Source organism: Flavobacterium suzhouense (genome assembly GCF_042684765.1).
GTDB classification, from domain to species: domain Bacteria; phylum Bacteroidota; class Bacteroidia; order Flavobacteriales; family Flavobacteriaceae; genus Flavobacterium; species Flavobacterium suzhouense.
The window spans coordinates 70,782-92,224 of the sequence record NZ_JBHUMD010000017.1 but is presented as its reverse complement, the minus strand read 5'-3'; the positions used below and the strand labels follow the sequence as shown (position 1 = coordinate 92,224).

Below are 21,443 nucleotides of genomic sequence, written 5' to 3'. Positions count from 1 at the left end.
TGTTAAGAAGTAATCACACACAGGTCGTTTCTTAATAAACCAACTATAGTGAAAGCCTCCGCATAACGCGGAGGCTTTTTTGATTGTTTATGGTAATAAAAAAGCCTCCATCTTGGAGGCTCACTATTTTATGATGAATGTGTTTTAATTATCGCTTTGGAACCATTCTGCAAAAGAAGTTTCAGTTTCCTGTAAACGTAATGAATGAAGCTGTATGTTGTCCGGTAGTCTTCTTTTGATCTTATCGGCAAAGTCTATTACCATATTTTCACTTGTTGGTTGGTAATCGACTAAAATTACATGGTGTCCCCTGTTTTTTAATTCGGCAGCAAGCTCAACGTGCGGAGTGTTTTGATTGAATACCGTTGCGTGATCAAAAACATCTACGATGTCTTCTTTTACAATTTTTTTCAGATCTCCAAAATCTATTACCATTCCGAATTTTACATTAGTAGGATCGGTTATGGGTTCTCCTATTACAGTAACCGAAAGCTTATAGCTGTGCCCATGTACATTTTTGCATTTGCCATCGTAGCCATAAAGCGCGTGGCCGGTCTCAAAAGTAAACTGTTTGGTAATCCTGATTTTACTCATTATAATGGTATTAAGCCTACAAATTTACTAAATAATATGCATCAATCTAATTTATTATAAAGCTATCGGTTTTCAGAGTATCTTTGATGCACTATTTTTAGTTAATCATGGATGATTTACAGTTAAACCCCTTATATGAAAAGGTTATTGATGACCTGATGGAGCAGCAGTATAGTGTTATAGACGACTTTTTTACAAAAGAAGAAGTTTTAGCCCTGAGAACGGCATTGCTTGCTAAATATGATGAGGACAGGTTTAAAAAGTCGGCAATAGGAAATCAGTCCAACGAGAAGATAATTGATGCTATTAGAGGCGATTTTATCCTTTGGCTTGATGAAGAACATGCATTGGGAGCTGAAAGTCGTTTTTTCGGCAAATTAAACGATTTTCAGGATTATCTTAATCGCACCTGTTACATGGGAATTAACGAAAAGGAATTTCATTATGCCTTATACCCTGAAGGGACTTTCTATAAGCGTCATCTGGATACCTTCCAAAATGACAGCCGACGAAAATTATCTATGGTTTGTTATCTCAATTCCGAAGACTGGCAGCCTGAATATGGTGGAGAGCTTACCATTTATTTCAACGAAGATGGTTCAGAAAAGGCAATAGATATTTATCCTGTACAAGGCAGGGTAGTAATTTTTGAAAGCCAGGTGCTCGAACACGAAGTAAAGCCGGTGAAGAGGGAAAGACTTAGTATTACGGGCTGGCTTAAAACCAGAGGGTAATTATTTCTTGAATTGAGCCAAGGCATTTTTCGTAAAATCAGAAAGCACCAATCGGCCTGATATTTTAGCTCTGTCGGTTAGCAGAGTATCCCAGTTTTCTGTGCCTTCCCATAGTACTCTTTTCATGTCTGCTAGAGCTTCAGGATTGTACGAGGCAAGCTTTTGGGTAAAGATGTCAAGTTCTTTGTCTAAATCTGGTGTATTTTCAAAAACCTTAGCATAAAGACCTTTTTTTTCAGCCCAATACGCATTTTTCCACTCATGGGCTGCAAGCGTCATTTCCGATAGTGCAGCTTTCCCCATTTTGCGTTCCACAGCAGGCGCAATTACAAACGGACCGATACCAATTGTTAGTTCGGATAGTTTTACTGAACTGTTTACGGTTGCCAATGCATAGTCACAGGCTGCAGCAATACCAACACCACCACCTACAGCTTTTCCGTGTATGCGACCTACGATAAGTTTTGAACACTTGCGCATTGCATTAATTACATTGGCAAAACCGGAAAAGAATATAGCGCCCTGCTCAAGATTTGTTACCGCCAAAAGTTCGTCGAACGAAGCACCGGCACAAAATGCACCTTCGCCTTCACTTCTCAGAACGATAAGGTTTACTTGTGGAGTATTGCTAAGTGTGTTCAGTTCGTCTGCCAAGCGTTGAAGCAATTCTCCGGGAAATGAATTGCTGGCAGGATGGCCAAACTCAACAGTAGCAATTGTGTTCTCGATTTTTGTATATAATGATCCGTTAGGCCTCGTGGTAGTTGACATGTAAATTATTTTGGGGTAAAAGTAATGGAAATGTGAAAAAGGCAAAACACTTTTTTTAAAACTTTATAATGAGTGTTGTAAATTGGGAATTAATTATACTATATTTGCGACACATAATGGGGATGTAGCTCAGCTGGCTAGAGCGCTTGCATGGCATGCAAGAGGTCGTGGGTTCGACTCCCATCTTCTCCACTTTAATTAAAAAGCCATACTTAATTTAAGTATGGCTTTTTTAGTTTTTAGGATAGGAAGTAAGAGTTATTCTTTTATGATCTTCTTTGTAATTGTTGATTGCCCATCAGTAAACTTCATCAGATACATTCCATTAGCCTGATTGCTCAAATCGATTTCCTGGAAATTTATTAATGAAGCCTGATAAACTCTCTGGCCTTGCAGATTGAATATCTCTAACGCATAATCTTGTGCCAGTTCGCCTTTCAATTCCAGTTTAAAAATACCGTTTGACGGGTTTGGATAGATTGATATTAGGTTTGCTAAAGTTGTAAAATCCTCAAGACCCACAGTTGAAGATCCATTATTCAGGTATACCTTCCAATATTTTTGCTGTCCGTTAAGGAATACATCCGACTCACCATTTGTTGCTTGATTTTCAGTGTCTATAAAATCAGGTTTCAGGTCACCATCCATGTCTACAACAACATGGAAATCGTCTGAGAATCTGTAGTCGTAATTGTCAGAAACTGCAGGGATATTCCATTGTGTTCCAGTTGAACTGAATCCTGAACCTGTATTCAGGTATACCTTCCAGTATTTTTGCTGTCCGTTAAGGAACACGTCCGACTCACCATTTGTTGCTTGATTTTCAGTATCTATAAAATCCGGTTTTAAGTCACCATTCATGTCAACAACAACATGGAAATCGTCTGAAAATCTGTAATCATCATTGTCTGAAACTGCAGGAATATTCCATTGTGTTGCAGTTGCACTGAATCCTGAACCTGTATTCAGGTATACCTTCCAGTATTTTTGCTGTCCGTTAAGGAACACGTCCGACTCACCATTTGTTGCTTGATTTTCAGTGTCTATAAAATCCGGTTTCGAGTCGCCATTCATATCAACAACAACATGGAAATAGTCTGAAAATCTGTAGTCGTAATTGTCTGAAACAGCAGGGATATTCCATTGTGTTGCAGTTGCACTGAATCCTGAGCCTGTATTCAGGTATACCTTCCAGTATTTTTGTTGTCCGTTAAGGAACACATCCGACTCACCATTTGTTGCTTGATTTTCAGTATCTACAAAATCCGGTTTCAGGTCACCATTCATATCAGCAACAACATGGAAATCGTCTGAAAATCTAAAGTCATAGCTGTCAGAAACCGCAGGGATATTCCATTGTGTTGCAGTTGCACTGAATCCTGAGCCTGTATTCAGGTATACCTTCCAGTATTTTTGCTGTCCGTTTAAAAATGGGTCCTGGGTGTTATTAGTTGCAGGGTTTTCAGTATGAACCAAATCGGGTTTTCCGTCTCCGTTCATATCAACAACAACGTGATCGGTATCTGCAAATCGGTACTCATACCCATCCAGAACAGCAGGTAAGTTCCATTGTGTTGCAGTTGCACTGAATCCAGTACCATTATTAAGATATACTTTCCAGTATTTTTGCTGTCCGTTAAGGAATACATCTGAAACACCGTTTGTCGCCGGATTTTCAGTATGAACTAGGTCCGGTTTTCCATCACCGTTCATGTCTACAACAACATGGTCTGTGTCTGCAAAACGGTACTCGTAGTCATCAAGAACTGCAGGTAAATTCCATTGCTGTGCAGGGCTTGCAAATCCTTGGGCATTACTATTGTTATAGATACCTGCCATTGCAAGTAGAGTAAATATTATTTTTTTCATTTGTGATTAGGTGTTATTAATGATTGGTTGTATGGCTTAGAAAGAAAAGCTGCATCCCGATTTATTAAATCAGGATGCGACAATATTTATTCTTTTATAATCTTTACGCTTTTCACCTGGTTTCCGGCTTGTACTTTTACTATGTAAGTTCCGACGCTTAAAACAGAAACATCTACATTAGCTTCAGTAGCATTTATTATTTTTGTGATGATTTCCTGTCCTAACAAATTATAGATTGAAACCGAAGAGATCTCATTATCCAGTGAAATAGTAAGCATTTCTCTAACCGGGTTAGGGTAAGCTACCAATTTGTTATTTGCAGTTTCAAAATCTTCTGTACCTAGAATAACTGAATCGTAACATCCAACGCTTTCAGGCGATAATTGATAATCAGTTGTTCCGTTTCCGGCCTGGCCATCATTATTTGAACCCCATGTCCATAAAGAATTCTCAGTTTTTACTGCAATTCCGTTATATCTGCTTGCTGAAACACTCTTCCAGCCTGAAGCAGTTCCAATTTGCATTGGTGCTTGTGTTGATGTAGTTGAACCGTTACCAAGTTGCTCGTAAGTGTTGTTACCCCAGCCCCAAAGCGTGCCATCACTCTTTAAAGCCATTGTGTGCATAGCTCCGGCAGAGACCATTAACCAGTTTGTTGCTGTACCAATTTGTGTAGGAACAAGCATATCGTCAAATGAATTATGACCTAGTTTTCCATCAAAACCATCTCCCCAAGACCACAGTGTTCCGTTTGATTTTTTCGCAACTGAGTGCAGTTCACTTGCACTAACTAATTGCCAGTTTGTTGCTGAACCAATTTGTACAGGTTCGTCCCTGTTTGTTAATGTGCCATCGCCCAATTGTCCAACATTATTTCTTCCCCATGCCCATAGTGTGCCATTGGTTTTAATTGCTAATGCATGGTACTGACCGGCAGCAAGACTTTGCCAATTGGTAGCAGTTCCTATTTGTACAGGAACGTTTTCATTGTAATATGTTCCGTTTCCTAATTGGTTGTAGTTGTTTCTTCCCCAACCCCAAAGCGTTCCGTTAGATTTGATTGCTAAGGTAAATTCTTCTCCGGCAATAATTTTAACCCAGTCGGTACTGGTTCCAATTTGTAGGGGGGAGTTTCTAAAAGTTGTGGTTGTGCCGTCACCTAACTGCCCATAGTTGTTATGACCCCATGTCCACAGCGTTCCATTGGTTTTAATGGCAACGATGTGGTTAGCACCTGTTGCGATAGACTTCCAGGTGTTTGCTCCGCCAATTTGTTTTGGTTCAGTAGTGTCAGTGTTTGTTCCTGTACCTAATTGACCATAATTGTTTTTACCCCAAGCCCACAGCGTTCCGTCAGCTTTAATTGCTGTTGAATGATTCAGTCCGCTTACAGCTTCTTTCCAGCACATTTCAGGAATGAATAAGCTCGCAGGACAGTCCATTGCCATTGGGACTAATACATCATTAATTGTATCGTTGTCAAGACCTAAACTTCCACCGCTATAATCACCCCAGCTCCAGAATGATCCGTCTGTTTTTTTAGCAATTGTAAAATTATCTCCGGCAGAAACAGCTTCCCAGTCAGTTGAAGTTCCAATGTGGGTTGGTGTAGTTTTATCATTCGTTGTGCCATCACCCAGCTGTCCATCATAGTTGTCACCCCATGCCCAGATGCTGCCATCGGTTTTTACAGCAAGTGTATGAGCATAACCTGCAGAAATAGTTTTCCATGTTGTAGCTGTACCTATTTGTGTTGGTGAATTGCTGTTTGTTGTATTTCCCTTGCCAAGCTGTCCGTCACTGTTGTAACCCCAACTCCAGATTGTGCCGTCAGATTTTCTGGCGATAACATGATAGGCACCTACCTCAATTTCCTGCCAAGTACTTAGCGTTCCAACTTGGGTTGGAGTAGTTTTAGATACATTGGTTCCATCACCTAGCTGACCATAATAATTATCTCCCCATGCCCATAGAGTTCCGTTGTTTTTTAAAGCAACTGTAAAGCTGCTTCCTACTACAACGCTTTTCCAGTCGGTAGCAGTGCCAATCTGAACTGGTGAAGAACTGTCAGTAGTATTTCCATTTCCTAATTGTCCGTCGTAATTATCTCCCCATGCCCATAGTGTACCGTTATTTCTAATAGCAGCAGTATGAGAGTATCCTGCAGAAATGGTTTTCCATGTTGTTACAGAACCTATCTGTGTGGGTACGGTTGGGTAATTGGTTGATCCGTTACCTATCTGGCCATAATAATTGTCTCCCCACGCCCAGATGGTACCGTCAGATTTTTTTGCTACTGAATAATTATCTCCGGCCGAAACAATTTCCCAGTTTGTAGCACTGCCTATCTGTATAGGCGTAAATTTAGTTATAGTAGTTCCATCACCCAATTGGCCTGAGGTGTTACTTCCCCATACCCATAATGTTCCATTCTGGCCAATGGCAAGCGAATGGTTCTCTCCGGTTGAAACACTTTTCCAGCACTGCTGTGCTGTCATTTGCAAGCCGACACTTGCTAATAATAAAGTAATTAGTTTTTTCATTGTATTGATTTGGTGGTTTGTTTTAAAAATCAGCAAACTACTTTTTCGTAATTATTTTCTGATTTTTTTCAAATGCGAATATAATCATCTTGAATATATTTTAAATTAAATTATGAATATTTTTTGATAATTTTCTTATAATGTTTGATACAGGTATTGTATCCTCTGTTGTGATTTTTCTTACCTCTACATCTGCATCATTTTTTAGGGGTTATCATAGGTTTCGATACATAGAATAACTGTTTTTGAATTATTGATTATTCTCAATATGATACATACACCTTATCATTATGATAAGGTGTATGATTTTCGAGTTAAACAAATAGGAAGGTATTTGTTTGTATGTCAGTTTGTTATAATTTTTGTTTGTTTTAGGTATATGCTTTGATGGATATCCTCAATCAAAAAAGCTAAATATGAAAACTTTAAAGAAAGGTGTTCAATGGGATATAAGAATCCAGCAACTTAGGAAAGTTATACCATCCGGATCAAGATTTACGTCGGTGCATCTCCTGACGCTGGCTTTTGCTATCATGATGGTATTCGGTTGGATTATGAAGATGATTGCAAGCTAGTGAATGCTTATAAAGTTAACTTTATTGCTTATAAAAAGATGGCAATATGAAAATGGATTACTTTTGTTATAGTCAAGCAAAAAATATAAAATTTTGAACAAGATACTTGTTATAGACGATGAAGAGAAATTAAGGAGCCTACTGGTAAGGATCTTAAAACTTGAAAATTTTGAACTTTATCAGGCTGCCGATTGTCGTTCTGCCTTAAAAATACTCGATCAGCAGTCGGTTGATGTTGTACTGTGCGATGTAAAGTTGCCGGATGGTAATGGTGTGGATCTTACCCTTACGATAAAACAAAAATTACCGGGTATTGAAGTTATACTGCTTACAGCTTATGGCAATATTCAGGATGGTGTTCAGGCAATCAAAAATGGAGCATTCGATTACATCATCAAAGGAGACGACAATAATAAAATAATTCCTTTGATTCACCGTGCCATCGAAAAAAGAAGTCTGGAAAATCGCGTTGTCGTTTTAGAAGCGCAACTTGAGAAAAAATATTCCTTTGAAGGTATATTGGGTAATTCTAAAAGCATAACCGAAGCTATTAATCTGGCGCAAAAGGTGGCACCTACCGATGCTACAGTTTTGCTAACAGGCGAGACGGGTACAGGGAAGGAAGTTTTTGCTAATGCAATCCATCAAAATAGCAGTCGTAAAAACAAAAACTTTGTTGCTATAAACTGTTCAGCATTTAGCCATGATCTTTTAGAAAGCGAAATGTTTGGCCATTTAGCAGGTTCTTTTACGGGTGCGCTGAAAGATAAAAAGGGGTTGTTTGAAGAAGCTAACCAAGGAACAATTTTTCTTGATGAGTTGGGAGAACTGCCGATTGATTTACAAGCTAAATTACTTCGTGTATTAGAAAGTGGTGAATTTATGAAGGTGGGAAGTAGCAAGGTAACTAAGGCGGATGTCAGAGTTATAGCGGCTTCGAACCGGGATTTTAAGAAAGAAATAGCTGCCGGGCATTTCAGGGAAGATCTATACTATAGGCTTTCTGCTTTTGAAATTCACCTGCCCCCGCTAAGGGAGCGGGTGAAGGATATAGAGCAATTGTCTCTCTTTTTCCTGAAAATGTTTAGTGATAAGACAAATAAAAAAATTCATTCGATAACCAAAGAAGCTCTGCACGTTTTGAAGCTTCACAATTGGCCCGGAAATATAAGGGAGCTAAAAAACGTTATGGAGCGAAGCGTCATTCTTGAAGGAAGTGATTCCGTTACATTAAGAAGCCTTCCGATTGAGCTTCAGTCAAACGCCCTTAATCCATCAGGTGAGGATAATAATACTTTATCTGCATTTTCTATGGCTTCTGCAGAAAAAATCCACATACAAAAAGTTTTAAATTATACCAGTGGTAATAAAGCCGAAACAGCACGATTGCTTAATATTGGTCTTGCTACGCTATACCGCAAGATGGATGAGTATAATCTGAGTACATAAAATAGTATCATTTTGAGAAACAGACCCTATCATTTTGATAGGGTTTTTTTATTTAAAAATCCCGGTTAAGTCGTAAAGTGCTGTTTTTAAGCATGTTGTTTTTTTGGTTTTACAAAGGGCATATTATTTGGCTAGTATGGTGCAAACTGTAATTTTTTTAAAATGAAAAACCAAGTCAAACCTGCTTCCGCCAAGGTGGTGCAATTTGCAGAGATTACTAAAAGCCTTATTCGTAAGGGTAATATACCAAGGGCAAAAAAATGCCTTGAAGTGGCAGAACGCCTACTGACCACAGGTAATGCAGAGACAAAAAACCTTATTGTGAATATTTATATTTTCTCGGTGTCCACCTTTATGGAGCTGCGTAAATGTAATATAGCTGATATGTTTCCGCAATCTTTACGAAAGGAGTATATCGCTCAGATTAATACTTCGGGAGTATAAATTAAATTCTAAAATCTAAAAGCTATGACAACTATACTTGTAGTAACCGGAATTGCCTTATTTATCTTATTTATCAAATCACTCGATTTTTTCGAAAAAGTCTAAACTATGACAGCATTATTTATTGTGGCGTTACTGGTGTTCGGATACATCTGTTACGTACTTGTAAAACCTGAAAAATTTTAAACGATGAACAGCGAAATTTTAGGAATTATTGCTATGTACGGCATCGTCTTGCTTCTTGCAATACCATTGGGCCGCTATATAGGCAAGATATTTAATTATGAAAACACCTGGCTTGACAAGGTGTTCAATCCCCTTGACAGATTATTTTTCAAAATAGGAGGTATTAATCCTGATAGGGAAATGACCTGGAAGCAACATTTAATGGCTTTACTGGTAATTAATTTGTTTTGGTTCCTGCTGTCTATGTTTGTGCTTACAAATATGGAATGGCTACCACTAAATCCGGATAAAAACCCATCTATGAGTGGTGATTTGGCATTTAATACATCAGTTAGTTTTGTAACAAACACTAATCTGCAACATTATAGTGGTGAGACGGGCTTATCTTATCTCGGACAGCTTACACTTATGCTATGGCAGTTTATCAGTGCCGGCTGTGGTATGGCTATATGTGCTATGGTGTTTAATGCTATGAAAGAGAGAACAGCCACCTCTTTAGGGAATTTCTACAGCTATTTTGTTCGCTCATGTACAAGAATACTTTTGCCTCTATCTACTATTGTGGCTGTTATACTTGTGTTGAATGGAACTCCTATGACTTTTGAGGGAAAAGACAGTATAACAACGCTTGAAGGCAAAGAGCAGCTTGTTAGCCGCGGGCCGGTAGCTGCCTTTGTAGCTATCAAGCAGTTGGGAACCAATGGTGGTGGATTTTATGGACCAAACTCCGCCCATCCAATGGAAAATGCTAATTATCTAACCAATATGGTAGAGACTATAAGCTTGTTTATAATTCCAATAGCCATGGTGTTTGCATTTGGGTATGTATTAAAAAGGAGGAAACTTGCTCTTACTATATATGGCGTAATGACAGCAGGGTTTTTAATGCTTCTGATGACATCTGTTACTTCTGAAATGGGTGGTAACCCTTTAATTGACAGGATGGGTATTGCGCAATCAATGGGTAGTATGGAAGGTAAAGAAGTACGCTTTGGTGCAGCTGCTTCGGCCAACTGGGCTACATATACCACTTGTACCAGTAATGGTTCAGTTAATGCCATGCATGACAGCTTTACTCCTATTGGAGGAATGGCAGCCCTTTTGGGAATGATGGTGAACTGCTTTTATGGTGGTGTAGGAGTAGGCTTCCTCAATTTTTACATTTTCATGATACTTGCTGTATTTATTAGTGGGCTTATGGTAGGGCGTACACCGGAATTTCTTGGTAAGAAGATTGAAGCTAAAGAGATGAAAATCGCCATGATTATTGCCTTATTACATCCGTTGCTAATTCTTGCCGGAACCGCAATTGCTTCACATGTTTACACCGGAAATCCTGAAGAATATGCCAGCTGGCTGGCAAACCCGGGTTACCATGGTTTTAGCGAAATGCTGTATGAGTTCACTTCATCATCAGCTAATAATGGTAGTGGGTTTGAAGGGCTTGGCGATAATACTCCTTTTTGGAATATCGCATGTGGAATAGTAATGCTTATGGCGCGCTATCTGCCAATTATAGGTCCTGTTGCCATAGCGGGTATACTGGCAGCCAAAAAATATGTGCCTGAAAGTTCAGGGACACTTAAAACAGATACTGCAACATTTGGTTTTATGACATTTGCCGTAATTTTTATAGTCGCTGCTTTGTCATTCTTTCCTGCACTAACGCTTGGGCCTATTGCCGAATATTTTTCACTTTACAAATAATTTTTTAGAACGAAATGAAAAATCAAAATACAACGCTGTTTCAGCCCGATTTGGTTAAGCAGGCATTAAAACAATCTTTTGTAAAGCTAAACCCTGCATCCTTAGTAAAAAATCCGGTTATGTTTACGGTCGAGATAGGAACCGTAATCATGTTATGTGTGTGTGCCTGGATTCTTGCCGGAGAAACAAGCCAGGGGAGCTTTGCTTATAATTTTACTATTTTTCTGATTCTTCTTTTTACGCTTCTGTTTGCCAATTTTGCAGAAGCTATTGCAGAAGCGCGTGGTAAGGCGCAGGCTGATAGCCTGCGTAAAACCCGCGAAGAAACACCCGCCAGGAAAATTGAGATGTTAGGTGAAATTTTCAAGGATGAAGTAAAGGTAGTACCTTCTTCAAACCTTAAAAAAGGTGATGTTTTTATTTGTGAACCGGGCGACATTATACCCATGGATGGAGAAATCATAGAAGGGCTTGCTACCATCGATGAAAGTGCCATAACAGGAGAAAGCGCCCCGGTAATACGCGAGGCAGGAGGCGATAAAAGCTCGGTAACGGGTGGTACTAAAGTGCTTTCGGATTACATAAAAGTACGTGTGTCGACTGAACCGGGCGAAAGTTTTCTTGATAAGATGATCGCTCTTGTTGAAGGTGCATCAAGACAGAAGACACCTAACGAGATAGCACTTACTATATTGCTAGCAGGGTTTACGCTTGTTTTTATTATTGTGTGTACAACATTACAGCCATTTGCGGCTTATGCTAATGTTACCATAACCATTGCATCATTTATTTCACTTTTTGTCTGTCTTATACCAACAACTATTGGTGGATTATTATCTGCGATTGGTATTGCGGGAATGGACAGGGCATTGCGCGCGAATGTAATTACAAAATCGGGTAAAGCAGTTGAAACGGCAGGCGATATAGATGTACTCCTTTTGGATAAGACCGGTACGATAACGATAGGTAACCGTAAAGCCACACAATTTTGGCCGGCTGAAGGAGTAACCAGAGAAGAGTTTGTTAAAGCATCCGTGTTAAGCTCAGTAGCAGATGAAACACCAGAAGGTAAATCGATTTTGGAACTGGCTGGAATAATTAATTCTGATTATAATATAAAGGGAGCAACTTTTATAAAGTTTACGGCGGAAACAAGAAGTTCTGGTATTGATTATGAAGGCAACAGGATTCGCAAAGGGGCTTGTGATGCTATTAAAAACATTGTGGAGAAAGCAGGAAATAATTTCTCTAAGGTCATTACCCAAAAAGTCGAGGAAATCTCAGGAAATGGAGGAACGCCTCTGGTTGTTTCAGAAAATGAAAAAGTATTAGGAGTTATCGAGCTTCAGGACATAATTAAAACGGGTATTGCAGAACGTTTTGAGCGTTTGCGAAAAATGGGCGTAAAAACAGTTATGGTAACGGGAGACAATCCTCTTACGGCAAAATTCATAGCAGAGAAGGCCGGTGTGGATGATTTTATTGCCGAAGCAAAACCTGAGGATAAAATGAATTATATTAAGGCAGAACAGCAGCAGGGCAAACTGGTGGCAATGATGGGCGATGGTACAAATGATGCACCAGCTCTTGCCCAGGCAGATGTGGGTGTGGCAATGAATAGTGGTACACAGGCTGCCAAGGAAGCCGGTAATATGGTTGATTTGGATAATGACCCTACCAAATTGATTGAGATCGTGGAAATAGGTAAGCAATTGCTCATGACGCGGGGTACGCTTACAACTTTTAGTATTGCTAATGATGTCGCTAAATATTTTGCCATTATCCCTGCATTGTTTATCATGGCAATCCCATCATTACAAGGTTTGAATATCATGAGATTACACAGTCCTGAGAGTGCAATCCTGTCAGCTGTAATATTTAACGCTATTATTATACCTTTCCTTATTCCGCTAGCATTGAAGGGTGTTGCTTACAAGCCTATAGGTGCTTCGGCACTGCTTCGCCGTAATCTTTTTATATATGGGTTAGGTGGTGTGATTGTACCTTTTATTGGAATAAAACTTATAGATATGCTGGTTTCAGTATTCTTCTAAAATTAAAATAAAATGAAACAGAATATAATGCCCGCAATAAGACTCACTTTGTTTTGTGCAGTCTTTTTTTCCGGAATCTACACTATGGCTATTTGGGGCGTGGCTCAGCTTACACCTAATAAAGGTAAAGGTGATGTTGTAGAACAGGATGGTAAACAATACTATATTAATATTGCTCAGGGTTTTACTAAACCGGAGTATTTTTGGCCTCGGCCAAGTGCTGTAGATTATAATGCAGCGGGTTCTGGAGGAAGTAATAAAGGGCCTTCTAACCCTCAATATCTGGAAATGATACAACAAAGAGTTGATACTTTTTTATTGCAAAATCCGGCTGTTAACGCTGAAGATATACCAAGCGAACTGGTAACGGCTTCCGGTAGCGGACTTGATCCCAATATCTCTATACAGGGGGCTAAAGTACAGGTAAAACGTATTGCGGCTGCACGGAAAATAGATGAGCTTAAACTAGTAAAGCTTATTGAAGAAAATACTGAAGCACCATTGCTGGATGCTTTGGGAACTGAGAAAATTAATGTATTAAAACTTAACTTAGCGTTAGACAAACTTAAATAAATGAAAGCAGTACTATCAGTTATTGTAGTAAGCCTTATGGGTTTTGCTGCAACTGCACAACAAGTAAATGACACAATTAAAATTTTACCGCAGAGTGAAATCGCTGCGCTTAAATTTAGTGGATATATAGAAACCTATTATAGTTACGATTTTAATAAGCCGGACAGTAATGTTCGTCCCGGATTTTTTTATTCGTACAACAGAAATAATGAAGTGGCTCTTAACCTGGGCTTTATAAAAGCAGCTTATGACAAGGGAAACGTGCGTGGAAACCTTGCCTTAATGGCGGGAACCTATTCTAACGCCAATCTTTCTGCAGAAGAGGGAGTTTTAAAAAATGTTTTTGAAGCAAATGCAGGAGTGAAATTATCTAAATCAGCCAACTTATGGATTGATGCCGGTATATTTTCGTCCCATTTGGGATTTGAAAGTGCTATAGGCAAAGATTGTTGGGCATTAACCCGCAGTATTTTGGCAGACAATTCTCCGTATTATGAGAGTGGCGCAAAACTATCCTATACCTCACCTTCAGGAAAATGGTTTATGAGTGGTCTGGTACTTAACGGGTGGCAGCGCATTCAAAGGGTAGATGGCAATAAAAGCCTGGCATTTGGCCACCAACTAACATATAAGCCTAATGGCAAGGTAACATTAAACAGTAGCTCTTTTATAGGGAACGATAAGCCCGCCGATGATAAGCGTATGCGCTATTTCCATAATTTTTATGGACAGTTTCAGATATCAGACAATTTAGGGTTGATTGCTGGATTTGATATTGGCGCTGAACAAAAAGCGAAAGGCAGCGAAAGTTATAACTGTTGGTATACTCCTATAGTTATCGCAAAATATTCTTTGAGTGATAGATTTTCGTTAACTGCAAGGGGAGAGTATTATGATGATGAAAACGGGGTAATTATTACTACAGGTACCCAAAATGGTTTTAAAACCTTTGGATATTCTTTAAACTTTGACTATAACCTATACAGCAATGTTGTATGGAGAATTGAAGCCCGCTCACTTAATAGCAAGGATGAAATCTTTATAAAAGATGGTAATTCTACTAAAAACAATACTTTTGTTACAACGGCACTCGCAATTTCTTTTTAATGGACAGTGAGAAAGAAAATCATGTAAAACATTTTCTCGACCTCATTCAAAAGTCGAGAAAAGGTAAGTTTAAAGTCTACATCGGGATGAGTGCCGGTGTAGGCAAAACTTATCGTATGTTACAGGAAGCACATACTCTTTTGCGGAATGGTATCGATGTTAAAGTAGGCTTTGTTGAAACTCACCGCAGAAAAGAAACCCACGAATTGCTGGAAGGATTGCCTGTTGTACCGCAACGCTCAATATTTTACAAAGGTAAGTATCTTGAAGAAATGGATGTTCAGGGCATTATCAATTTGCGCCCTGAGGTGGTAATCGTAGACGAGCTGGCCCATACGAATGTTGAAGGCAGTAAAAATGAAAAACGCTGGCAGGATGTAATGGATATTATAAATGCCGGGATTAATGTTATCAGTGCCGTTAATATTCAGCATATCGAAAGCCTGAATGATGATATTAAAGAAATTACAGGAATAGAGGTTAAAGAACGAGTGCCTGACAGCGTACTAAAAGCCGCTGACGAAGTTGTAAATATAGACCTTACTGCTGATGAACTAATTACTCGTCTTAAGGAGGGTAAAATCTATACGCCGGATAAAATTCCGTCGGCATTAAATAATTTTTTTAAAGCTGAACATATACTGCAGCTCAGAGAACTGGCACTCAAAGAAGTTGCCAGTCAGGTTGAGCGAAAGGTAGAGACAGAAGTGGTAGGTCTTCGCAACTTTAAACAGGAAAAGTTTATGGCCTGTATTAGCAGTAATCATAATACGGCTAAAACGGTAATCCGTAAAACGGCAAGGCTGGCTAATTATTATCATAGCAAATGGTATCTTCTTTATGTAGAACTCCCTTGTGAAAGTGCCGATAAAATACCGCTTGACAGACAACGACATCTGATTAATAATTTTAAACTCGCTACAGAACTTGGTGCAGAAGTTATAAGAGTGCAGGACAACAGTGTGGCCTCTGCCATAATAAAACAGGCAGAGCAACGCAAAGCAACCACAATATGTATTGGTAAACCACATCTAAACCTTGTAAAGATAATTTTATCTACTAACATATTCAATTCACTGCTCAACAAGCTTTCTAAGAGTGAAATTGACCTAATTATACTTTCCTAATGAAAATCAAAACAAAACTGATTTTATCCCTGAGTTTAATTTTTGCGCTTACCATTACTCTGGCAGGGCTTGGGATCTGGCAGCTTAGGCAAATGGCTTCTGATACGGGTAATATATTGGTGGCTAATTATAATTCTTTAGATTATTCCCGTAATATGTATAAGGTACTTGATGAAGGGGGAGCTGATTTTAATAAGGAAAAATTCAGAGGTTTTCTTAATAAGCAACTAAATAACCTTACTGAAGTTGGTGAACAGGAATTTACAATTGAATTAAAAGAGGATTTTGAGGCTTATCTCCTTGAACCCACACCACAAAAAGCGGTTGAAATAAGAGGTGATCTTAATAGCATTATGAAGTTAAACATGGATGCGATAAAAAGAAAAAGCTTAAGGGCTGAAGCTACTGCTGAGCATTCAATATTGTGGCTTTCTTTTGCGAGTTCATTTTGTCTTATAATAGGGTTTACATTATTGGTTAATTTACCGGGCTATATAGCGAATCCAATCCATGAATTAACAGAAAGCATTAAACAGATTGCGGCAAAAAATTATTCGCAGAGAGTTCATAACAAAGGCAATGATGAGTTTTCTACCCTTGCTAAATCATTCAATACTATGGCTGAGAAACTCGAAGAATACAGCAGCTCCGATCTTGCAAAATTAATGATAGAAAAAAAGCGTATAGAAACATTAATTAATAACCTCTCAGATCCTATAATTGGGCTTGATGATACTAATAAGGTACTTTTTATAAACGAACAGGCTTTGCAAATCACAGGTCTCGGTAACCAGGATATTATTGGGCAACAGGCCGAAAGTTTGGCTTTAAAAAATGATCTTCTGCGCACACTGCTTCAAAAAATGTTAGATGAAAATGCAATTAGTGAAAACCTAAAAATTTATGCTAATAATAAGGAAAGTCATTTTGAGCAATTAATGGTGCCCATTAACATAATACCGACAGGAGAATCTGATAAAAAGCGCATAGGGACTTTTCTTATTCTGCGGAATATTACAGCATATAAAGAACTGGATACCGCAAAAACTAACTTTATAGCAACTGTCTCTCATGAATTCAAGACGCCAATTGCTTCTATGAAAATGAGCTTGCAGCTTTTAGAAAATGAAAAAACAGGTTCTCTTAACGAAGAGCAGCTTAGCCTATTAGAAGGCCTTCGGGAAGATACGGAAAGATTATTGCGTACTACAGGAGAGTTGTTGAACATAACCCAAGTTGAAACCGGTAAAGCACAGTTCATGATAGAAGATTTTGATATTGTACCAATTCTTAGCAAAGCATTACATTCGAACGAAAAGCTTGCCGAGCGTAAGGAGATACGACTTGTTTTATCTGAACCGGGAGCATTGCCTAAGGTAATGGCAGACAGAGTAAAATCGGAATGGATATTGTCAAATCTTCTGTCAAACGCCATAAGATATTCATACGATAATTCGGAAGTGGGAATAAAGGTTTCCTTAACCCCTACTCACGTTGAGATTGCTGTACAGGATAGTGGTATTGGTATAGCAGAAGAATACCATGATAAAGTTTTTGAAAAATATTTCAGGGTTCCGGGTAATGAAAAAGAGGGTACCGGATTAGGTTTAAGCATTAGCAAAGAATTTATAAATGCTATGGGTGGATATCTAAAGATGAGTAGTGAGATAGGGACTGGGAGTATGTTTATTGCGGGTTTTAGAATTGAAGCGTGATTGTTTACCAACATACTATTTTAATCGGATAATTTATATATTAGTTTATAATGAATGTGTTTAATTTTATAGTATAGGACAGAATCATACCTTCTGTAAAAAAGGACAAAACAGAATACTGCTTTGTCCTTTTTTATTTGCTTAAATTTGCTGAAAATCCATTACAATGTCATCAGAAAATAAATCTCAGGAAAAAACAACACTTCATTCCCGTAACAAAAACAGGGAACGTTATGACCTAACTTCACTTATAGTGGCTGTTCCTGAACTGGCTAACTATGTTAAGCCTAATAAATTTGGTGATGATTCTGTAGATTTTGCTAACCCTGTTGCGGTTAAACTTTTAAATAAAGCGTTGCTGAAACATTATTATGGCATCGCAAATTGGGAATTTCCTGATGAGAATCTGTCTCCGCCAGTACCGGGTAGGGCAGACTATATTCATTATATGGCCGATTTGCTAAAGGAAAGTAATTTCGGGAGATTGCCTGCAGGGGAAAAGATACACTGTCTTGATATTGGAGTAGGGGCAAGCTGCATTTATCCTATATTGGGAGTAGCAGAATATGGCTGGAATTTTAAAGCTGTCGATATTGATAAAAAATCTGTTGAATCGGCGAAGGCTATCGTTGACAAAAATCCTGAACTTTCGGGTAAGGTTAAATGCTGGCTTCAGAATAATCCAAGGCATTTTTTTGAAGATGTAATAGTTACAGATGAAAAGTTTGATCTTACGTTCTGTAATCCACCGTTTCATGCTTCTGCCGATGATGCAAGAAGTGGAACGGAACGAAAAAATAAAAACCTTTCCGGAAAAAAAGGTGGTTCCGAACTTAATTTTTCGGGAGTTAGCAATGAACTGATTACCGAAGGTGGTGAATCTAAATTCATAAATGATATGGTTTTTGAAAGCCGCAGATTTGGGAAAAGCTGTTTCTGGTTTTCTACGTTAGTATCAAAACAATCTAACCTTAAAGGTATTTATAAAACGCTTGAAAAAGTAGGGGCTGAACAGATAAAAACCATCAATATGGGTACCGGTAATAAATCTACCCGTATTGTCGCCTGGTCTTTTCTTTCCAGAGAGGAAGAGAAAGCCTGGAAGGAAAGCAGGTTTAAATAAGTAAACGCTATTTTGCAGTATGCTACCTGAATTTGAATCATATCTTAAAAAGAATGCTGATTTTCCTGAAGAGGTAATAAAAGCGATGTACAATTTGGCTATAGTGAAAACGCTGAAACGTAATGAATCGTTGCTTCAGGCCGGCGATGTATGCCGTTACAAAGTGTTTATAGCTAAAGGCTTACTGCGTTGTTATGTTACCGGAGGTAATGGCAATGAACATATATTGCAATTTTGCCCCGAGAATAGCTGGACACTTGATGTGGAAAGTTATGATAATCAAATTCCTTCCACTACCAATATTGCAGCAATTGAACCTTCGGTTGTGTTGCTCTGGACAAAAAGTGATTTTGAAAAGCTGCGTATTGATTTCCCTGTCCTCAAACAGTTTTCTGAAATTCTCATTTCAAGAAGCATTTACCAAAACCGCCATCGTGTCGCAACAACGCTTAGTGCTACTCCCGAAGAGAAGTATGAAGATTTTGTCACGAGATACCCCAATCTACTCTCACGTTTGCCACTACATATGATTGCAGCCTATATGGGTATTTCTCTTAAAACACTTACAAGAATTCGCCATTCCCAACTTAATCGCTAATTGAATTATGGTCATTTGACCACGTTTTTAAGGTAAGTTTTAGGTTGCTTTGTACAACTTAAATTTATTAGATATGCGTGTATTTGTTACGGGAGCCTCAGGTTTTGTAGGCTCAGCCATAGTTAGGGAATTAATTGCATCAGGAATTCAGGTTTTAGGATTGGTGCGTTCTGAAAGTGCGCTTCAAAACTTATTGGCATCAGGTGCAGAAGGGCTTTTAGGGGATGTGAACAATCCGGAAATGCTGAAACAGGGTGCACAAAGTTGTGATGCGATAATCCATACAGCTTTTAACCATGATTTCTCAAGGTATAAAGAAAACTGTGAAGACGATAGAAAGGTTATCGAATGCTTTGGTGATGTTTTGGCAGGAACCGAAAAGCCATTGGTTATTACCTCAGGTATAGGTTTGTTGCGCTCTGAAAATCTTATAACCGAAGATGACGCTTTGCCTTTTGGTTCTGATGTTATCCCAAGGGCTGCAAGTGAAGAAGCTGCTGCCGTTGCGAGAAGTAAGGGAGTAAAAGCCTATATAGTGCGCCTGCCACCTACAGTGCATGGTGCCGGAGATCATGGTTTTGTTCCTATTATCATTGGCTTAGCCAAAGACAATAGGAAATCGGCCTACATCGGTGAGGGACATAATCGCTGGTCGGCGGTACATAGGTTTGATGCCGCTAAACTGTACAGGCTCATTGTTGAGAAAAAACCGGAACAGCAGGTTTTTAACGCAGTTGCCGAAGAAGGCATACCTTTTAAAACTATTGCAAAAACAATAGGCAATGGCTTGAATCTATCTACTGTTAGTCTTAATGCTGATGAGGCCGATAAACATTTTACATGGTTCAGTCATTTTGCAACGTTTAACTGTGCTGCCTCTAGTGAAAAAACCAAAGCAATTTTAGGGTGGAAGCCTGAACATATCGATCTGTTAAACGATATGAAGGAGAATTATTTTTAATAATTAGGTCTTTTAATATGAGCCTCAGCGAAAGCTGGGGCTTATTTTTTTTGTTAAAAATTCTGTGTAATTGTTGTGTAGTTAAATGACTTCATATATATTTGTCGTCAAATGACTACGCAATGAATTTAAGACGTGACCCTTTTCAGGCTATAGCCGATCCAACCCGAAGAGCAATACTTTTGCTGCTGGCTTCGCAATCTATGACTGCAGGAGCTATAGCGGCCAACTTTGACACTGCAAGGCCTACGGTTTCTAAACATCTTCAGATACTTACCGAATGCGAGCTGTTGAAACAGGAGCAAAATGGGAGGGAAGTCCATTACAGTTTAAATGGTCAGAAAATGAAAGAGATTGCCGATTTTATTGAGCCTTTCCGAATGATGTGGGAAGACAGGTTCAATAAGCTTGAGGAAATCATGAAAAATTATAAACCAACCAACAAATAATATTATGGAACGTAAAACCAAAGTAAGCGCCGAAGAAGGTAAACGGGATCTTTTTATTACTAGAGATTTTGACCTCCCGGTAGCACTGCTGTTTATGGCTTATGAGAAGCCCAAAATAGTAGAGCAATGGATGGGAACAAAAGCCCTTAAATATGATGCCCAAAAACATGGGAGCTACCAGTTTCAAACTAAAGGTCCAGATGGAGATGTAGTTTTCCGTGCTAATGGAACATTTCATGATGTTGTGCCAAACGAAAGGATCGTGCGTACTTTTGAAATGGAAAATGCGGGCTTTGGTGTACAGATCGAGTTTTTAGAATTTGAAGCGTTAACAGAGAACAGTAGCAGGCTTGTGGCGCATGTGGTATACAAATCGGTTGAATTTAGGGATGCAAACCTGAAACTGCCATTTGCATGGGGTATTAATATGGCGCATGACCGACTGGAAGAAATTGTTAGCAAATTATAATAACAGCATTATGGAAAAACGAAATAAGATCATCTATTGGATCGCTACTTTATGGCTCTCGTTAGGAATGACGGCTACAGGTATTGTTCAGCTAATACAATTAGAAGAAGAAACTAAAAGTATGGAACGACTGGGTTATCCTGCTTATGTACTGACTTTGTTAGGAGTGTGGAAGATTTTAGGAGTAATCGCTGTATTAATCCCTAAATTTACCTTAGTGAAAGAATGGGCTTATGCCGGATTTTTCTTTGCCATGAGCGGGGCAATCGTTTCGCATTTGGCAGTACAGGATCCCTCAGGTGAGCTTTTTGGTCCGGGACTGCTATTGGTGCTTACTGTAGTGTCGTGGTATTTCAGGCCTGCTAATAGAAAACTTTATTATAATTCTTAAACGA

20 protein-coding genes and 1 tRNA gene are annotated in these 21,443 nt (G+C 38.8%); 17 read left to right on the top strand and 4 right to left on the bottom strand.

Annotation, left to right across the window (positions count from 1 at the left end):
• Window positions 1-144 precede the first annotated feature (144 nt).
• Window positions 145-594: a 6-pyruvoyl trahydropterin synthase family protein gene (locus ACFSR3_RS09405; protein WP_379820745.1), complete on the bottom strand. Its 450-nt coding sequence runs from the start codon at window positions 592-594 to the stop codon at window positions 145-147.
• 107 nt (window positions 595-701) lie between these two features.
• Between ACFSR3_RS09405 and ACFSR3_RS09400 the strand changes: the two genes are divergently transcribed.
• Window positions 702-1,328, top strand: coding sequence for a 2OG-Fe(II) oxygenase (locus ACFSR3_RS09400; protein ID WP_379820744.1), 627 nt, complete (start codon window positions 702-704; stop codon window positions 1,326-1,328).
• On the opposite strand, the gene ACFSR3_RS09395 is transcribed toward ACFSR3_RS09400, so the two are convergent.
• Window positions 1,329-2,099, bottom strand: a complete 771-nt coding sequence (locus tag ACFSR3_RS09395; protein ID WP_379820743.1) for an enoyl-CoA hydratase/isomerase family protein — start codon at window positions 2,097-2,099, stop codon at window positions 1,329-1,331.
• 118 nt (window positions 2,100-2,217) lie between these two features.
• On the opposite strand from ACFSR3_RS09395, the gene ACFSR3_RS09390 reads away from it, so the two are divergent.
• Window positions 2,218-2,291 (top strand) — tRNA-Ala (locus tag ACFSR3_RS09390).
• A 66-nt stretch (window positions 2,292-2,357) separates the two neighbouring features.
• Here ACFSR3_RS09390 and ACFSR3_RS09385 read toward each other — a convergent pair.
• On the bottom strand, window positions 2,358-3,968 hold the full coding sequence (locus tag ACFSR3_RS09385) for a T9SS type A sorting domain-containing protein (protein WP_379820742.1): 1,611 nt from the start codon (window positions 3,966-3,968) through the stop codon (window positions 2,358-2,360).
• 86 nt (window positions 3,969-4,054) lie between these two features.
• Window positions 4,055-6,511 carry an RCC1 domain-containing protein gene (locus tag ACFSR3_RS09380; RefSeq protein WP_379820741.1) on the bottom strand — a complete coding sequence of 819 codons (2,457 nt, stop codon included), beginning with the start codon at window positions 6,509-6,511 and terminating at the stop codon, window positions 4,055-4,057.
• 665 nt (window positions 6,512-7,176) lie between these two features.
• Here ACFSR3_RS09380 and ACFSR3_RS09375 point away from each other — a divergent pair.
• The 15 genes from ACFSR3_RS09375 (at window position 7,177) to ACFSR3_RS09305 (ending at window position 21,439) form a co-directional block, all read left to right on the top strand.
• A complete protein-coding gene (locus ACFSR3_RS09375) occupies window positions 7,177-8,535 on the top strand; it encodes a sigma-54-dependent transcriptional regulator (protein WP_379820748.1) in 1,359 nt (452 codons plus the stop codon).
• Window positions 8,536-8,697: 162 nt separating this feature from the next.
• Window positions 8,698-8,979, top strand: a complete 282-nt coding sequence (locus ACFSR3_RS09370; protein WP_379820740.1) for a DUF7674 family protein — start codon at window positions 8,698-8,700, stop codon at window positions 8,977-8,979.
• A 108-nt stretch (window positions 8,980-9,087) separates the two neighbouring features.
• Entirely contained in the window at window positions 9,088-9,165 is a 78-nt protein-coding gene (locus ACFSR3_RS09365; protein WP_114759067.1) for a potassium-transporting ATPase subunit F, read from the top strand.
• 3 nt (window positions 9,166-9,168) lie between these two features.
• Window positions 9,169-10,872: a potassium-transporting ATPase subunit KdpA gene (gene kdpA / locus ACFSR3_RS09360; RefSeq protein ID WP_379820739.1), complete on the top strand. Its 1,704-nt coding sequence runs from the start codon at window positions 9,169-9,171 to the stop codon at window positions 10,870-10,872.
• Window positions 10,873-10,886: 14 nt separating this feature from the next.
• The gene (gene kdpB / locus ACFSR3_RS09355) at window positions 10,887-12,926 is read left to right on the top strand and encodes a potassium-transporting ATPase subunit KdpB (RefSeq protein WP_379820738.1); all 2,040 of its coding nucleotides are present in this window, start codon (window positions 10,887-10,889) and stop codon (window positions 12,924-12,926) included.
• Between the two features lie 12 nt (window positions 12,927-12,938).
• Complete coding sequence (locus tag ACFSR3_RS09350) at window positions 12,939-13,499, top strand: K(+)-transporting ATPase subunit C (RefSeq protein WP_379820737.1); 561 nt, start codon at window positions 12,939-12,941, stop codon at window positions 13,497-13,499.
• Window positions 13,500-14,606 carry a porin gene (locus tag ACFSR3_RS09345; protein WP_379820736.1) on the top strand — a complete coding sequence of 369 codons (1,107 nt, stop codon included), beginning with the start codon at window positions 13,500-13,502 and terminating at the stop codon, window positions 14,604-14,606. It abuts the gene before it with no gap.
• Entirely contained in the window at window positions 14,606-15,733 is a 1,128-nt protein-coding gene (locus ACFSR3_RS09340) for a sensor protein KdpD (protein WP_379820735.1), read from the top strand. The genes ACFSR3_RS09345 and ACFSR3_RS09340 overlap by 1 nt, the downstream gene beginning before the upstream one ends.
• On the top strand, window positions 15,733-17,448 hold the full coding sequence (locus ACFSR3_RS09335) for a HAMP domain-containing sensor histidine kinase (protein WP_379820734.1): 1,716 nt from the start codon (window positions 15,733-15,735) through the stop codon (window positions 17,446-17,448). Before ACFSR3_RS09340 ends, ACFSR3_RS09335 begins: the two co-directional genes overlap by 1 nt.
• A gap of 166 nt (window positions 17,449-17,614) precedes the next feature.
• The gene (gene rlmF, locus ACFSR3_RS09330) at window positions 17,615-18,571 is read left to right on the top strand and encodes a 23S rRNA (adenine(1618)-N(6))-methyltransferase RlmF (protein ID WP_379820733.1); all 957 of its coding nucleotides are present in this window, start codon (window positions 17,615-17,617) and stop codon (window positions 18,569-18,571) included.
• A 19-nt stretch (window positions 18,572-18,590) separates the two neighbouring features.
• The gene (locus tag ACFSR3_RS09325) at window positions 18,591-19,169 is read left to right on the top strand and encodes a Crp/Fnr family transcriptional regulator (protein WP_379820732.1); all 579 of its coding nucleotides are present in this window, start codon (window positions 18,591-18,593) and stop codon (window positions 19,167-19,169) included.
• 73 nt (window positions 19,170-19,242) lie between these two features.
• The gene (locus ACFSR3_RS09320; protein WP_379820731.1) at window positions 19,243-20,130 is read left to right on the top strand and encodes an SDR family oxidoreductase; all 888 of its coding nucleotides are present in this window, start codon (window positions 19,243-19,245) and stop codon (window positions 20,128-20,130) included.
• 122 nt (window positions 20,131-20,252) lie between these two features.
• A complete protein-coding gene (locus ACFSR3_RS09315) occupies window positions 20,253-20,579 on the top strand; it encodes an ArsR/SmtB family transcription factor (protein WP_169521968.1) in 327 nt (108 codons plus the stop codon).
• Window positions 20,580-20,583: 4 nt separating this feature from the next.
• Complete coding sequence (locus ACFSR3_RS09310; protein WP_379820730.1) at window positions 20,584-21,048, top strand: SRPBCC domain-containing protein; 465 nt, start codon at window positions 20,584-20,586, stop codon at window positions 21,046-21,048.
• 10 nt (window positions 21,049-21,058) lie between these two features.
• On the top strand, window positions 21,059-21,439 hold the full coding sequence (locus tag ACFSR3_RS09305) for a DoxX family protein (protein ID WP_379820729.1): 381 nt from the start codon (window positions 21,059-21,061) through the stop codon (window positions 21,437-21,439).
• The last annotated feature ends 4 nt before the right edge of the window (window positions 21,440-21,443 follow it).

Coding starts and splice junctions, on each gene's coding strand:
- ACFSR3_RS09405 (WP_379820745.1), bottom strand. CDS start 594: ATGAGTAAAATCAGGATTACCAAACAGTTTACTTTTGAGACCGGCCAC.
- ACFSR3_RS09400 (WP_379820744.1), top strand. CDS start 702: ATGGATGATTTACAGTTAAACCCCTTATATGAAAAGGTTATTGATGAC.
- ACFSR3_RS09395 (WP_379820743.1), bottom strand. CDS start 2,099: ATGTCAACTACCACGAGGCCTAACGGATCATTATATACAAAAATCGAG.
- ACFSR3_RS09385 (WP_379820742.1), bottom strand. CDS start 3,968: ATGAAAAAAATAATATTTACTCTACTTGCAATGGCAGGTATCTATAAC.
- ACFSR3_RS09380 (WP_379820741.1), bottom strand. CDS start 6,511: ATGAAAAAACTAATTACTTTATTATTAGCAAGTGTCGGCTTGCAAATG.
- ACFSR3_RS09370 (WP_379820740.1), top strand. CDS start 8,698: ATGAAAAACCAAGTCAAACCTGCTTCCGCCAAGGTGGTGCAATTTGCA.
- ACFSR3_RS09365 (WP_114759067.1), top strand. CDS start 9,088: ATGACAGCATTATTTATTGTGGCGTTACTGGTGTTCGGATACATCTGT.
- kdpA (WP_379820739.1), top strand. CDS start 9,169: ATGAACAGCGAAATTTTAGGAATTATTGCTATGTACGGCATCGTCTTG.
- kdpB (WP_379820738.1), top strand. CDS start 10,887: ATGAAAAATCAAAATACAACGCTGTTTCAGCCCGATTTGGTTAAGCAG.
- ACFSR3_RS09350 (WP_379820737.1), top strand. CDS start 12,939: ATGAAACAGAATATAATGCCCGCAATAAGACTCACTTTGTTTTGTGCA.
- ACFSR3_RS09345 (WP_379820736.1), top strand. CDS start 13,500: ATGAAAGCAGTACTATCAGTTATTGTAGTAAGCCTTATGGGTTTTGCT.
- ACFSR3_RS09340 (WP_379820735.1), top strand. CDS start 14,606: ATGGACAGTGAGAAAGAAAATCATGTAAAACATTTTCTCGACCTCATT.
- ACFSR3_RS09335 (WP_379820734.1), top strand. CDS start 15,733: ATGAAAATCAAAACAAAACTGATTTTATCCCTGAGTTTAATTTTTGCG.
- rlmF (WP_379820733.1), top strand. CDS start 17,615: ATGTCATCAGAAAATAAATCTCAGGAAAAAACAACACTTCATTCCCGT.
- ACFSR3_RS09325 (WP_379820732.1), top strand. CDS start 18,591: ATGCTACCTGAATTTGAATCATATCTTAAAAAGAATGCTGATTTTCCT.
- ACFSR3_RS09320 (WP_379820731.1), top strand. CDS start 19,243: ATGCGTGTATTTGTTACGGGAGCCTCAGGTTTTGTAGGCTCAGCCATA.
- ACFSR3_RS09315 (WP_169521968.1), top strand. CDS start 20,253: ATGAATTTAAGACGTGACCCTTTTCAGGCTATAGCCGATCCAACCCGA.
- ACFSR3_RS09310 (WP_379820730.1), top strand. CDS start 20,584: ATGGAACGTAAAACCAAAGTAAGCGCCGAAGAAGGTAAACGGGATCTT.
- ACFSR3_RS09305 (WP_379820729.1), top strand. CDS start 21,059: ATGGAAAAACGAAATAAGATCATCTATTGGATCGCTACTTTATGGCTC.